General features: G+C 69.5%; 13 protein-coding genes. All 13 read left to right on the top strand.

All coding sequences use genetic code 11. The features are described from left to right. Window positions 1-28 precede the first annotated feature (28 nt). The gene (locus tag ACFWZU_RS08185) at window positions 29-1,300 is read left to right on the top strand and encodes a c-type cytochrome (protein ID WP_439700974.1); all 1,272 of its coding nucleotides are present in this window, start codon (window positions 29-31) and stop codon (window positions 1,298-1,300) included. Window positions 1,301-1,659: 359 nt separating this feature from the next. Beyond that, window positions 1,660-2,307: a cytochrome c3 family protein gene (locus ACFWZU_RS08180; RefSeq protein WP_439700972.1), complete on the top strand. Its 648-nt coding sequence runs from the start codon at window positions 1,660-1,662 to the stop codon at window positions 2,305-2,307. Window positions 2,308-2,338: 31 nt separating this feature from the next. Next, a complete protein-coding gene (locus ACFWZU_RS08175) occupies window positions 2,339-5,260 on the top strand; it encodes a TAT-variant-translocated molybdopterin oxidoreductase (protein ID WP_439700970.1) in 2,922 nt (973 codons plus the stop codon). Window positions 5,261-5,765: 505 nt separating this feature from the next. After that, complete coding sequence (gene nrfD, locus ACFWZU_RS08170) at window positions 5,766-7,109, top strand: NrfD/PsrC family molybdoenzyme membrane anchor subunit (protein ID WP_439700968.1); 1,344 nt, start codon at window positions 5,766-5,768, stop codon at window positions 7,107-7,109. Beyond that, the gene (locus ACFWZU_RS08165; protein WP_439700966.1) at window positions 7,106-7,642 is read left to right on the top strand and encodes a DUF3341 domain-containing protein; all 537 of its coding nucleotides are present in this window, start codon (window positions 7,106-7,108) and stop codon (window positions 7,640-7,642) included. The genes nrfD and ACFWZU_RS08165 overlap by 4 nt, the downstream gene beginning before the upstream one ends. Before the next feature lie 86 nt (window positions 7,643-7,728). Further along, window positions 7,729-8,370 (top strand): c-type cytochrome, encoded by a 642-nt coding sequence (locus tag ACFWZU_RS08160; RefSeq protein ID WP_439700964.1) that lies wholly within the window; start codon window positions 7,729-7,731, stop codon window positions 8,368-8,370. Beyond that, on the top strand, window positions 8,367-9,446 hold the full coding sequence (locus ACFWZU_RS08155) for a hypothetical protein (RefSeq protein WP_439700962.1): 1,080 nt from the start codon (window positions 8,367-8,369) through the stop codon (window positions 9,444-9,446). Before ACFWZU_RS08160 ends, ACFWZU_RS08155 begins: the two co-directional genes overlap by 4 nt. Beyond that, window positions 9,443-9,805, top strand: coding sequence for a hypothetical protein (locus tag ACFWZU_RS08150; protein ID WP_439700961.1), 363 nt, complete (start codon window positions 9,443-9,445; stop codon window positions 9,803-9,805). Before ACFWZU_RS08155 ends, ACFWZU_RS08150 begins: the two co-directional genes overlap by 4 nt. Then, a complete protein-coding gene (locus ACFWZU_RS08145; protein ID WP_439700959.1) occupies window positions 9,802-10,665 on the top strand; it encodes an SCO family protein in 864 nt (287 codons plus the stop codon). Before ACFWZU_RS08150 ends, ACFWZU_RS08145 begins: the two co-directional genes overlap by 4 nt. Further along, on the top strand, window positions 10,662-11,594 hold the full coding sequence (gene coxB, locus ACFWZU_RS08140; RefSeq protein ID WP_439700957.1) for a cytochrome c oxidase subunit II: 933 nt from the start codon (window positions 10,662-10,664) through the stop codon (window positions 11,592-11,594). The genes ACFWZU_RS08145 and coxB overlap by 4 nt, the downstream gene beginning before the upstream one ends. Beyond that, window positions 11,581-13,179: a cytochrome c oxidase subunit I gene (gene ctaD / locus ACFWZU_RS08135; protein ID WP_439700956.1), complete on the top strand. Its 1,599-nt coding sequence runs from the start codon at window positions 11,581-11,583 to the stop codon at window positions 13,177-13,179. Before coxB ends, ctaD begins: the two co-directional genes overlap by 14 nt. After that, the gene (locus ACFWZU_RS08130; RefSeq protein ID WP_439700954.1) at window positions 13,176-13,823 is read left to right on the top strand and encodes a cytochrome c oxidase subunit 3 family protein; all 648 of its coding nucleotides are present in this window, start codon (window positions 13,176-13,178) and stop codon (window positions 13,821-13,823) included. The genes ctaD and ACFWZU_RS08130 overlap by 4 nt, the downstream gene beginning before the upstream one ends. Further along, the gene (locus ACFWZU_RS08125) at window positions 13,820-14,146 is read left to right on the top strand and encodes a cytochrome C oxidase subunit IV family protein (protein ID WP_439700952.1); all 327 of its coding nucleotides are present in this window, start codon (window positions 13,820-13,822) and stop codon (window positions 14,144-14,146) included. The genes ACFWZU_RS08130 and ACFWZU_RS08125 overlap by 4 nt, the downstream gene beginning before the upstream one ends. Window positions 14,147-14,171 lie beyond the last annotated feature (25 nt).

Genomic DNA, 14,171 nt, shown 5'->3' with positions numbered 1-14,171 from the left:
AGGTGCCGACAGGAGGATGGGGGTCACCTTGCGCAAAGGTCTGGCCCTCGCGTCCCTGCTCCTGCTCGCCATGCTCTGCACCGCCTGCAGCCACGATCGCAACCCGGCCGCGCCCTCGGCCGTCAAGCTGGGCGAGCGCATGAGCCCGGGCCCGTGGGGACAGATCTCGCGTGGCCGCTACCTGGTGCGCGCGGGCGACTGCGAGGCCTGCCACACCGCGCCCAACGGCGCGCCGTTTGCCGGCGACCGCGCCATCCCCACGCCGTTCGGCACGATCTATTCGAGCAACATCACGCCGGACCCGGAAACCGGCATCGGCAACTGGACCGATGAGGACTTCTACCGCGCCATGCACGAGGGCATCGACCGCGAGGGCGACCATCTCTACCCCGCCTTCCCCTACCCCTGGTACACGAAGCTCAGTCGCGACGACGTGCTGTCGATCAAGGCCTACCTCGACACGCTCACGCCCGTGCGCCAGGTACACCGCCACAACGAGCTGCCCTGGCCGCTCGACCAGCGCGGCCTGATGGCGATGTGGGACGGCATGTATTTCCAGGACGGTACCTACCAGCCGGATCCTAAGCGCTCGGCGCAGTGGAACCGCGGCGCCTACCTGGTCAAGGGCCTGGGCCACTGCAGCGCCTGCCACGGCGACAAGAACTTCGCCGGCGCCACCGACATGGACGAGCCGCCCACCGGCGGCTACGCCGAAAACGCCTACGCGCCAAGCCTGGCAGGCGGCGTCCGCGACGGCCTCGGCAGCTGGACCGAGCAGGACATCGTGCAGTACCTGGGCACCGGCCGTAACAGCCGCACCTCCGCGGCCGGGCCGATGGCCGAGGTCGTCGAGCAGTCGACCCAGTACCTGAGCAAGCCGGACCTGGAAGCCATCGCCGTCTACCTCAAGAGCCTGCCGGCGCCGAAGGACGCGTCGGTGGCCACGGTCGACAGGGACACCCTTGATCGCGGCGCTGCGCTCTACGTGGACAACTGCGAGGCCTGCCACCTGAAGCAGGGCCAGGGCGAGATCGGCGCGTTCCCGCCGCTGCGGCAGAGTTCCGCCGTGCAGGCGAACAGCGCCGACACGCTGATCGGCGTGATCCTCGACGGCGCGCGCATTCCCAAAACCACCGCCGAACCGACGGGACTGGCGATGCAGGGGTTTGCCGATCACCTGAGCGATGCGCAGATCGCCGACCTGACCACCTATATCCGCAACGCCTGGGGCAACCACGCGGAGGCGGTGGATGCCGACCACGTGGCAGACCTGCGCGAAACGCTGCGCAAGTCGCCCTGACGTTCTGCGCCGGGGAGAGGGCCGGGGTGAGGAGCCGGGGCTCGCGGCAAGGTCGATCGCTCTGCTCCCTCTCCCCTCCGGGGAGAGGGCTGGGGTGAGGGGCCGGGGCTCGCGGGGAAGGTCGATCGCTCTGCTCCCTCTCCCCTCCGGGGAGAGGGCTGGGGTGAGGGGCCGGGGCTTGCGGGGAGGTTTCCTTTGGGGTTCTCCGCAAGCGCGACCCCTCACCTCAATCCCTCCCCGGAGGGGAGAGGAAGCGAAGGTGGCCCTTCGCGCGCAACGCCAAATAAAACCGGGCTTCACGCCGCCCCTGCGATGGTTGGCGTCGAACGCTCGCCTGAAAGGACCCACACGAGAGGGCGATGACCCAGATCTTCCATCCGCGCTTCGGCCTGTTCGTCAAGCTCGCCCTGCTGGCCGTGCTGGTGCTCGCGAGCGCCGCGGTGCTGGCCTGGCGCGGCCTGACCAACGAACCGCACCGCATCGGCGAGGCCGTGGAACAACCCGTCCCCTTCAGTCACAAGCACCACGTCGGCGACGACGGCATCGACTGCCGCTACTGCCACGACACGGTCGAGACCTCCGCCTTCGCCGGCATCCCGCCGATCTCCACCTGCATGACCTGCCACTCGCAGCTCTACACCGACCAGGCCGTGCTGAAGCCCGTGGTCGAAAGCTGGCAGCGCGGCGTAGCGCTGCACTGGCAGCGTGTCCACCAGTTGCCCGACTTCGTCTACTTCAACCACTCGATCCACGTGGCCAAGGGCGTCGGCTGCGAAAGCTGCCACGGGCGCGTCGACCGCATGCCGCTGACCATGCGCACCAAGTCACTGTCGATGGAATGGTGCCTGGACTGCCATCGCGCGCCACAGAAATACCTGCGCCCGCGCGAGCAGGAATTCGCCATGGGCTGGCAGGCCGACGACCAGGAAAAACTCGGCCTGGCGCTGATCAAGCGCTACCACATCGACACCCGTCGGCTTACGGATTGCTCGGTATGCCACCGCTGAGCGCCAAGACCAGTACCGTGGGAGGGACGGCATGAGCAGTCCGCTGGACGCCCTGCGCACCCGCCTGGCCGACGCCCGCGGCCCGCACTACTGGCGCGCGCTGGAGGAGCTGGTCGAGCAACCGGCCTGGCGCGCCCGCCTGAGCGAAGCCTTCCCGCAGCTCTCCCAGTTCGAACCGCAACTGGGCCGCCGCGGCTTCCTCAAACTGCTCGGCGCCTCGCTCGCGCTGGCCGGGCTGGGCGCCTGCAACCGCCCGCCGCAGGAAGAGATCGTGCCGTGGGTGCGCCGTCCCGACCAGTTGCCGCCGGCACTGCCGCGCTTCTATGCCAGCACGCTGTCCTGCGCGGGCGACGTGGCGGGCGTGCTGGTGGAAACCCACCAGGGCCGGCCGACCAAGATCGAAGGCAATCCCGCGCACCCGACGAGCCTGGGGGCCACCACGCCCGCGATGCAGGCCGCGGTGCTGGAGCTGTGGGATCCCGACCGCTCGCAGGCGCCGGTGCACGAGGGCGTAGCGTCGAGCTGGGACGCGTTCGGCGACGAGGTACGCACGCTCGCGACGCGCTTCGCCCGCGACGGCCGCGGCCTGCACGTCCTCAGCGGCCGGCTCGACTCGCCCACGCTGGCGGCCCAGCGCGAGGCATGGCTCAAGCGCTTCCCCGGCTCGCACTGGCACGCGTACGAAGCGGTCGACGAGGACAACGCGCTGGCCGGTGCCCGGCTGGCGTTCGGCGAGCCGCTGCGCACGCGTTACCACTTCGACCGCGCGCAAACGATTCTCGCGCTCGAGGCTGACTTCCTCGGCGCCATGCCGGGTACGCTGCGTCACGGCCGGGACTTCATCGGTGGCCGCGAACCGCAGGCCGAGGCGTTCAGCCGCCTGTACGTGATGGAGGCCTCGCCCTCGCTTACCGGTGCCAAGGCCGACCACCGCTGGGCGCTGGGTTCGGCCCACATCGGCATGGCGGCGCTGGAGCTGGGCGAGCTGCTCGGCGTCCCCGGCGTGCATGCGACCCAGTCCAGCGGCCTGTCGACCCGCCGCCTGCGTGCACTGGCGCAGGACCTGGACGCGCAGCACGGCAGCTCGCTGGTGCTCGCCGGACGCACGCAGCCGCCATGGGTGCACGCACTCGCGCACCTGCTCAACGAGGCACTGGGCAACGTCGGCCACACGGTCGAGTACTACGCGCCGCCCGAGCCGTGGGAGTCTTCGACGCAGGGCCTGCGCGAACTCACCGCGGCGATGGCCGGCGGCCAGGTCGACACGCTGCTGATCCTCGACGGCAATCCCGTCTACGCCACGCCGTTCGACGCGCAGTTCGCCGCGCACCTGGCGAAAGTGCCCCACCGGATCCACCTCGGCCTGTACCGCGACGAGACCGCACGCGCCTGCCAGTGGCATCTGCCGCGCACGCACGCGCTGGAAGCCTGGTCGGACCTGCGCGCGGCCGACGGCACCGCCAGCGCGGTGCAGCCGGTGATCGCGCCGCTGTACGACAGCCGCAGCGCGCATGAACTGCTGGCGCTGTTCCTGGGTGACCTGCAAAGCCCGCGTGCGCGCGTGCAGGGCACCTGGCAGGCCGACGAGGCGGCCTGGCGCGCGATCCTGCAGAGCGGCGTGATCCCGCACAGCGCACCGCCGACGCAACAGCCGCGCGTGGACCGCGGTTTCCTCGCGCAGGTGACCGCGCCGGAAGACGCACCCGGTCTGGAGCTGCTCATCGCCCCCGATCCGACCGTGTGGGACGGCCGCTACGCCAACAACGGCTGGCTGCAGGAACTGCCCAAGCCACTGACCACGCTGACCTGGAGCAACGTGGCGCTGGTCAGCCCCGAGCTCGCGCTCGCCCACGACCTGAAGAATGGCGACGCACTGGAGCTGCGCATCGACGGCCGCCACACCCAGGCGCCGGTGTGGGTGATGCCGGGGCAGGCCGCGCGCAGCGTCACCGTCTGCCTCGGCTACGGTCGTCGCCATGCAGGGCGCGTGGGCGGACACCTGGGCTACGACGCCTACGCGCTGCGCAGCATGGACGCGCCCTGGCGCAGCGACGGCCTGCGCATCAACCGCACCGGCGCGCACCATGCGCTGGCCACCACCCAGCGCCACCACACCATGGAGGGCCGCGAGCCGGTACGCGCCAGCACCCTCGAGGCCTTCCGCGCCGATCCCACCTTCGCGCAGGAGCACGCGCAGCCGCCGCCGAGCCTCTACCCCGACCGCCTGCACGGCGAATACGCCTGGGGCATGAGTGTGGATCTCAACGCCTGCATCGGCTGCGGCGCCTGCACCATCGCCTGCCAGGCGGAGAACAACATCCCCGTGGTGGGCGCCGAGGAGGTCGAGCGCGGCCGCGAGATGCACTGGATCCGCATCGACCGCTACTACGAGGGCGACGCACGCGCCCCGCGCATCCACCACCAGCCGGTGCCGTGCATGCACTGCGAGCACGCGCCCTGCGAGGTGGTCTGCCCGGTGGGCGCCACCGTGCACGATGCCGAGGGGCTCAACGTGCAGGTCTACAACCGCTGCGTGGGCACGCGCTTCTGCTCCAACAACTGCCCGTACAAGGTGCGCCGCTTCAACTTCCTGCAGTACAGCGACCTGCATACCGAAACACTCAAGGCGCAGCGCAACCCGGACGTGTCCGTGCGCAACCGCGGCGTCATGGAGAAATGCACCTACTGCATCCAGCGCATCGAGACCGCGCACATCGCCGCCGACCGCGAAGGCCGGCGCATCGCCGACGGCGAGGTGCTGACCGCCTGCCAGGCGGTATGCCCGACCCAGGCGATCGTCTTCGGCGACCAGCAGGACCCGGCCAGCGCGGTCAGCCGCCAGAAGGCCTCGCCGCGCCACTACACCTTGCTGGAGGAACTCAACACCCGTCCGCGCACGACGTATCTCGCCGCCATCCGCAACCCGCACCCGGCGCTGGAGGACGACGCATGAGCGCGTTCCTTCATGCTCGCCATGATCAGGCGCCCTCTCCCTTCCGGGGAGAGGGTTGGGGTGAGGGGCCGGGGCTCGCCCGGAACGTCCATTTCCTGCGTGGCTTTCTTTCGGGCGCCTGGCTTCGGGTCGACCTCCCCGCAAGCCTTGGCCCCTCACCCCAGCCCTCTCCCCCATCCTTGATAAGCGACGGGGGAGAGGGATCCGTATCGGTGGATCGGGTGTCGAAGAGGCCGTCCCCGTGTTTCGCGCCTGCTTCCGCCTTCCGGATTGCCCACCTGGCGCACGCGTGCGCCAGACCCGCCCCCTCTCCCCTCCGGGGAGAGGGTTGGGGTGAGGGGTCGGGGCTCGCCCGGAACGTCTATTTCCTGCGTGGCTTTCTTTCGGGCGCCTGGCTTCGGGTCGACCTCCCCGCAAGCCTTGACCCCTCACCCCAGCCCTCTCCCCCATCCTTGATAAGCGACGGGGGAGAGGGGGCTGTGTCGGCAAGCCGGGAGGCATCGGCATGACCGCCCCGTTGCTCGCCCCGCGCGAAACCAATGCGTCGATCACCGACAAGGTGAGCGCCATCGTGCTCGAGCGGCCCACCGGTCGTCTGTGGATGGTCGCCTTCGCGCTCTCCTTCGTGCTCACCGCCTGGCTGGGCGCCGGCATCGTGTGGCTGCTGGCCAGGGGCGTGGGCATCTGGGGCCTGGACATCCCGGTGGCGTGGGCCTTCGCAATCGCGGACTACGTCTGGTGGATCGCCATCGGCATGGCGGGCACCTTCATCTCCGGCGGGCTGTATCTGGCGCGGCAGGGCTGGCGCAACGCGCTCAACCGCTACGCCGAGGCGATGACCGTGTTCGCCGTATCGGTCTCGGGCATCTTCCCCATCCTGCACCTGGGACGGCCGTGGTTCTTCTACTGGCTCGCTCCCTACCCGGACCGCATGGGCGTGTGGCCGCAGTGGAAAAGCTCGCTGTTCTGGGACTTCTCCGCGATCGTCGCCTACCTGATCGTCTCGGTACTGTACTTCTACGTCGGCCTGATCCCCGACCTCGCTTCCCTGCGCGACCGCGCCACCACCCGCGGCAAGCAGGTGTTCTACGGCCTGCTCGCGGCCGGCTGGCGCGGCGAGGCGCGCCATTGGCAGCGCTTCGAGACGCTCAACCTGCTGCTCGCCGCGATGGCCGTGCCGCTGGTGTTCTCGGTGCACTCGATGGTGGCGCTGGATTTTTCCGAAGGCCTGCTGCCGGGTTGGCACTCGACCATCTTCCCGCCGTTCTTCGTCGCCGGCGCGCTGTTTTCCGGTTTCGGCATGGTGCTGGTGCTGGGCATTCCCCTGCGGCGCTTCTTCGGGCTGGGCGACTTCATCACCGAGCGGCACATCGCCAACCTCGCCAAACTGATGCTCGCCGCCGGCCTGTTCGTCGACTACAGCTATGCGTCGGAACTGTTCAACGCCTTCTACAGCGGCGACCGCTACGAGGTCGCGCACGCCATGGCCGAGCTGACCGGCGCCTACGCCTGGGTGTACTGGACCATCATCGGCTGCAACGTGGTGGCGATCCAGGCGATCTGGTTCGAGCGCGTGCGGCAAAGCCACGCGGCGCTGTTCGTGATCGCGCTGCTGGTGCTGGTCGGCATGTGGTTCGAGCGCTTCGAGCTGATCGTCAGCAGCCTGTACCACGACTTCCTGCCCTCGAGCTGGGGCATGTTCTATCCGACGTTCTGGGACATCGGCTTCCTGGCCGGCTCGATCGGGCTGTTCTTCCTGTTGTTCCTGCTGTTCGTGCGGCTGCTGCCGCTGCTGCCGATGTTCGAGCTGCGCAAGCTGCGCGCAAGGCTCGAAAGGGAGGGCGCATGAGCGCGCTGCACGAGCAGGGCTGGCTGGCGCGCTTCGAGGATGCCGGCGCGCTGCTGATGGCGGTGCGCGAACTGCGCGGTCGCGGCTATACGCAACTGGAGGCCTACACGCCCTATCCAGTCGAGGGCCTGGCCCAGGCGCTGGGGCCCATGCGCAACCGCATCCCGCTGCTGGTGCTGCTGGGCGGCCTGGCCGGCGGCTTCGGCACGCTGTTCCTTCAGTGGTACGCCTCGGTGATCGATTACCCGATCAACGTCGGCGGCCGGCCGAACGCGAGCTGGCCGGCGTTCATCCCGGCGGCGCTGGAGATGACCATCCTGTTCGCCGCGCTGTTCGGCATCGTCGGCATGTTCTTCGCCAACGGCCTGCCGCGGCTGAACCATCCGCTGTTCGACGTGCCGTGTTTCGATGCCGCGAGCCGCGATGGCTTCTTCCTGTGGCTGCGCGCGGACGACCCCTGCTTCGATGTTGCGCTGGCCCACGACGACCTCGCGCGGCTGGCTCCGCTGGCGATCGATCGGGTGGGGCCATGAAGCGCCTGCTCGCTCCCTGTAGGAGCGCCCTTGGGCGCGACCGCGGCCTCCCGGTCGCGCCCAAGGGCGCTCCTACAGGGAAGGTCGTGCTCCTGCTCGCCACCCTGCTCCTCACCGGCTGCGAGCAGGCCATGCACGACATGTACTCCCAGCCCAAGTACAAGCCGCTCGAACCCAGCCCGCTGTTCGCCGACGGCAACAGCGCGCGCACGCCGCCGCCGGGCAGCGTGCCGATGGCGCAGGGCGCCGCGGCCGACACGGCCAGCGGCCGCCGCGGGCAGATGACGTTGCCGCCGGATCCCGGCCCGGCGCTGCCGCTGGATGCGCAGGGCCGCAGCCTCGCCCAGGCCGACGTCGGCGAGCGACGCTATGCCAATCCGCTGCCGGTGACCATGGCGCTGCTCCGGCGCGGACAGCAGCGCTTCGACATCTACTGCGCGCCTTGCCACGGCCTCGCCGGCAACGGCGACGGCATGATCGCCCGGCGCGGTTTTCCGGCGCCGCCGAGCTACCACACCGACCGCCTGCGCAACGCGCCTGACAGCCACTTCTACCAGGTGATCAGCGACGGCTACGGGGTGATGTACCCGTACTCCGATCGTGTCAGCCCGCACGACCGCTGGGCCATCGTGGCCTACATCCGCGCGCTGCAGCTCTCCCAGCACGCGCCACGCGACCGGCTGACGCCGCAGGACCTGGCACGGCTGCCGGCAGAGGTACGTCGATGAACCGGCGCTGGCCCCGGGTGTCGCGCGCCGAAGGCATCGCCGCCGTGATCGGCGTGCTTGCGCTGGCCGGCTGCCTGCTGCTCGGACTGCACGCCCCGCGCACGGTGCTCCTGTCCTACCTGTTTGCCTGGCTGTTCTGGCTGGCGCCGGCGCTGGGCAGCGTGGGCCTGTTGCTGGTCCACGCGCTGACCGGCGGCGACTGGGGCTTCGCCCTGCGTCCCGCGCTGCTGGCCGCCTGCCGACGCCTGCCGCTGATGGCCGTGTTGCTGCTGCCGGTGCTGATCGGCGTGGCGGTGCTGTTTCCCTGGGCGGACGCGCAGGCGGCCGACCCCAACCTCGCGCACCAGCGCTGGTGGCTCAACCTGCCGTTCTTCCTCGTGCGCGCGGTGATCGTGTTCGCGCTGTGGCTGTGGCTGGCGCACGGCCTCCGTCGCCGGCTGGCCACGCCCGCCGCCGGGCGCTTCGCCGCGGGCGGCCTGATCCTCTACACGCTCACCGTGTCGGTGGCCGCGATCGACTGGGTCGCCTCGCTGGTGCCGCGTTGGCACTCCACGACGCTCGGCATCCTGGTCGGCACGGCGCAATTGCTGGCGGCCGCGGGGCTGGCCGTGTGGGTCAGCGTCACGCGCCGCGATGATGCATCGGCGCTCTGGACGCCCAGGCGGCTGAACGACCTGGGCAGCATCCTGATGGTGCTGGTGCTCGCCTGGGGCTACCTCGCCTTCATGGACTACCTGACCGTATGGATCGCCGACCTGCCCTCCGAGACGGTGTGGTACCTGCCGCGGGTGAAGACACCGTGGCGCTGGCTCGGCGCGTTCCTGGTGCTCTTCCACCTGGCGCTGCCGTTCGCCGTGCTGCTGTCGCGCCAGGCCAAGCAGCACGTCGCCTGGCTGGCCGGCGTGGCGCTGTGGCTGTTCGTCGCGCAGATCGGTTATGTCGCCTGGCTGGTGCTGCCGGGCCTGCGCGGGCACGCCCTGGCCTGGAGCGACCCGCTGGCGTGGGTCGGCATCGGTGGGCTGTGGTGGCTGGGCTACGGCGCGCAGCGGCGCGCGGCGCTGGAGGTCGAACCATGAGTCGGCAACCCGATTCGCATGAGTCCTACGCGGTGGCTGCCGGCGTGTTGCACTGGGCCGCGGCCATCCTGGCGCTCAGCCTGCTGGCGATCGTGCTGCTGGTGTACGTATGGGCGCGGCCGGTACTGACCGGGGGCGGGCAACCGACGCGGCCGATCCCGCCGCAACCGCGGCTGCAGCCCGATCCGGCGACCGACATCGCCGCGGAGCGTGCGCTGCAGCGTTCGCGTCTGGACGCTTACCAATGGATCGACCCGGCGCATACGGTGGCGCGGATTCCGATCACGCGAGCGATGGCGCTGGTCGCCGCGGGGCAGGGCGCGCCAGCATCGGCCTCGTCCGCGGAGCGGCCGCGATGAGGGCCTTCCGCTGCAGGAGCGCACCCTGCGCGCGACCGCGCAGCCCGGTCGTGCATGGCGGCGGCGCACAGGGTGCGCTCCTGCAGGTGGCATGGCTGTTCTTCGTGTGGATGCCGGTGGCATGGGCCACGCACGCACCGCCACCGCCTGCCGACCTTACCCAGCGCGCCGGCTTCGACCAGCGCCTCGGCGCGCTCGTCCCGCGCGACGCGCGCTTCCTGGACGCCAATGGCCAGCCCACCGACCTGCGCACCCTGGCCGATGGCAAGCCATTGCTGCTCGCGCTGGGCTACTACCGCTGCCCCAACCTCTGCGACGTGGTGCTCAACGGCATGGCGCATACCCTGGAAGGACTCGACCTCCAGCCCGGACGCGGCTTCGAAGTGGCCTTCGTCAGCATCGACCCGGCCGAGACGCCGGCGGACGCGCGCCACACGCAGGGCATGCTCGCGCGCATGCACCCGAAGGCCCGCGTGCCGCGCTGGCATTTCCTCAGCGGCGATCCGGCCTCAATCGGCGCCTTGGCCAAGGCCGTGGGCTTCCGCTACTTCTACGACGAAAAGCTGCACCAGTACGCGCACGCCGCCGGCCTGGTGGCGATCACCCCGGACGGCAAGGTCGCACAGTACTTTTTCGGCGTGTCCTGGCCGCCGGCCTCGCTGCGGCTGGCGCTGGTGCATGCCTCGCAGGGCGAGCTCGGCAGCGTGATCGACCGCCTGGTACTGCTGTGCTGCGGCTATGACCCCACCACCGGCCGCTACAGCCTGGCGATCGGCCGCACCATGCAGGTGATGGGCGTGGCCTTCGTGCTGGCGCTGGTCGGCTGGCTGGCCTGGCTGAAGGTGAGGGCGCGCGCATGATGCTGCCGCAGGCTTCCTCCGTCGCGCCGAACGTCGACCATCTGTTCGACACGCTGCTGGCGCTGTGCACGCTGGTGGTCGTCGGCGTGTTCACGGTGATGATCGTGTTCTGCGTCAAGTACCGCCGCGGCACGGCTGCCGAACGCACGCCGGCGCACTCGCACCTGGGCGTGGAGCTGACCTGGACGCTGGTGCCGTTCGTCCTGTTCATGGGCATCTTCGGCTGGAGCGTGCACCTGTGGATCAAGCTGCGCACGCCGCCTGCGGACGCCCAGCCGATCTACGTGGTGGCCAAGCAATGGATGTGGAAGGTGCAGCACCCGGGCGGCCAGCGCGAGATCGACCAGCTGCATGTGCCGGTAGGCCTGCCGATCCGGCTGGTGATGACCTCGCAGGACGTGATCCACAGCTTCTACGTGCCGGCCTTCCGCGTGAAGCAGGACGTGCTGCCGGACCGCTACACGCAACTGTGGTTCACCGCGACCAAAGCGGGCACCTACGACCTGTTCTGCGCCGAGTTCTGCGGCACCGACCACTCGCGCATGCGTGGGCGGGTGGTGGTGATGCCGCCGGCCGACTACGCGCGCTGGCTGCACGCGCACCAGGGCACCGGCCTGGCAGCGCAGGGCGCGGCCCTGTTCCGCCAGCTCGGCTGCAGCGGCTGCCACGATCCGCGCTCGGGCGTGCACGCGCCCGACCTCTACGACCTCTACGGCCGCACCGTGCCGCTGGCCGACGGCTCGCAGGTGCTGGCCGACGAACGCTACCTGCACGATTCGATCCTGCTGCCGAAGAAGCAGATCGCCGCCGGTTACGCGCCGATCATGCCCAGCTTCGAGGGCCGCATCGGCGAGGAGGACGTGCTGGCCCTGGTGGCGTACCTGAAGACCCGCACCCACGCGGCGGAGGACACCGATGAGCACCGTTGAGCTTCCGCGGCCACGCAGTTACCTGGAGGAAGGCTTCGGCCTGCGCTCGTGGCTGGTGACCCACGACCACAAGCGCATCGGCGTGCTGTACGGCCTGGGCATCACCTTCTTCTTCTTCCTCGGCGGGCTGGCTGCCGCACTGATCCGCTGGGAGCTGGTCACGCCTGCCGGCGACCTGCTGAGCGCGGAGACCTACAACAAGGCCTTCACCTTCCACGGCGTGGTGATGGTGTGGTTCTTCCTGATCCCCTCGATCCCCGCCACGCTGGGCAATTTTCTGCTGCCGCTGATGATCGGCGCGCGCGACGTCGCCTTTCCGCGCCTCAACCTGTTCAGCTGGTACCTGTACATGGCGGGCGGCATCTTCACGCTGGCCTGTCTGCTGCTGGGCGGCGTGGACACCGGCTGGACCTTCTACACGCCGTTCTCGACGATGTTCTCCAACTCGCACGTGATGATGGCGGTGGTCGGCGTGTTCATCGTGGGCTTCTCGTCGATCTTCACCGGCCTCAACTTCATCGTCACCATCCACACCATGCGCGCGCCGGGCATGACCTGGATGCGCCTGCCGCTGTTCGTGTGGGCGATGTACGCGGTGGCGCTGGTGATGATCCTGGCCACGCCGGTGCTGGCGATGACGCTGGCGCTGATCGGCCTGGAGCGGCTGTTCGGCGTGGGCATCTTCGACCCGGCGCTGGGCGGCGATCCGGTGCTGTTCCAGCACTTCTTCTGGTTCTACTCGCACCCGGCCGTGTACATCATGATCCTGCCGGCGATGGGACTGGTCAGCGAGCTGATCACCAACGGCGCGCGCCGGCGCATCTTCGGCTACAAGTTCATGGTCTACGCGATCGTCGGCATCGCGGTGGTCGGCTTCCTTGTGTGGGGCCACCACATGTTCGTGGCGGGGCAGTCGATGTACGCGAGCATCGTGTTCTCGATCCTGTCGTTCATCATCGCGGTGCCTTCGGCGATCAAGGTCTTCAACTGGACCGCCACGCTGTACAAGGGCGACATCGTCTTTGATGCGCCGATGCTCTACGCGCTCGGCTTCGTCGGGCTGTTCATGCTCGGCGGCCTCACCGGCCTGTTCCTGGCCGCCACCGCGCTGGACGTGAACCTCACCGACACCTACTTCGTGGTGGCACACTTCCACTACATCATGGTCGGCGGCGCGGTGATGGCCTATCTGGGCGGCATCCACTACTGGTGGCCCAAGATCACCGGACGGATGTATTCCGAGGCCTGGGCGCGCTTCGCGGCGATCCTGATGTTCTTCGGCTTCAACCTGACCTTCTTCCCGCAGTACATCCTGGGCGTCGAGGGCATGCCGCGGCGCTATCACGAGTACCTGCCGCAGTTCCAGGTGTGGAACGTGCTGTCCTCCGCCGGCGCGACGATCCTGGGCGTGGCCTATCTGCTGCCGCTCTTCTACCTCGCCTGGTCGCTGCGCCACGGCGCACGCGCCGGCCCCAACCCGTGGGACGCGACCGGCCTGGAATGGCAGACCCCCTCGCCGCCGCCGCCGCACAACTTCGATGTCACGCCGACCGTCACCGAAGGCCCCTACGCCTACCGCCGATGAACGCCCGAACCCATTCCGTGCCCGAACAGTTCGACGACCCCTTGCAGCAGCGCGAGGCCGCGACGCTGGGCATGTGGGCGTTCCTGGCTACCGAGATCCTGTTCTTCGGCGTGCTGTTCGCCGGCTACACGTTGTGCCGCGTGCGCTTCCCCGAGGCCTTCGCCGAAGCCAGCCGGCACACCGACATGCTGCTGGGCACGATCGAAACGGCCGTGCTGCTGACCAGCAGCTGCGCGGTGGCGCTGTCGGTGCGCGAGGTGCAGCTCGGCGGCCGGCGGCTAGCCACCGCGTTGCTGGGCGTCACCGCGCTGCTCGGCGTCAGCTTCCTGGTGATGCACGGCTTCGAGTACTACGCCGAGTACCAGGAGGGGCTGATCCCATCGATCCATTACACCCAGCAGGGCGTGTACGCGCATGGCATGGCGATCTTCTATTGCCTGTACTACTTCATCACCGGCTTCCACAGCCTCCACGTGACCATCGGCGTCGTGCTGATGGCGGTGATGGGCTGGCGCACCTGGCAAGGCGCCTTCGACCAGGACTACCACACGCCGCTGGAGCTGACCGCGCTGTACTGGCACCTGGTCGACATCGTGTGGATCTTCGTCTACCCGGTGATCTACCTGGTCGGGAGGGCCGGATGAACGCCCGTCCGCAACGCAGCCACCGCAGCGGCCCGCGGCCGCCGTCGCTGGGCAGCAACCTGTGGACGCTCCTCGCCCTGCTGGTGCTGCTGGGCCTGAGCGCGGGCAGCGCGCTGCTCAAGCTCGGGCCGTTCAACACGGTGGCCAACCTGGGTATCGCGGTGATCAAGGCGCTGCTGGTGCTGACCATCTTCATGCGCCTGAAGACCGACAATGCGCTGCTGCGGATCGTGGCCGGCGCGGGCTTTGCCTGGCTGGCGGTGATGATCGCGCTGGGGCTGGCGGACGTGCTGACCCGCACGCCGCTGCTGCCGCCCTGGTGAATCGCGCACCGGGCGAGCTGCGGAA

The organism is Frateuria sp. GZRR33, assembly GCF_051900425.1.
Classification (GTDB): Bacteria; Pseudomonadota; Gammaproteobacteria; order Xanthomonadales; family Rhodanobacteraceae; genus Frateuria_A.
Note: the sequence above shows the minus strand (reverse complement) of the source record. Positions and strands in the feature narration are given on the sequence as shown.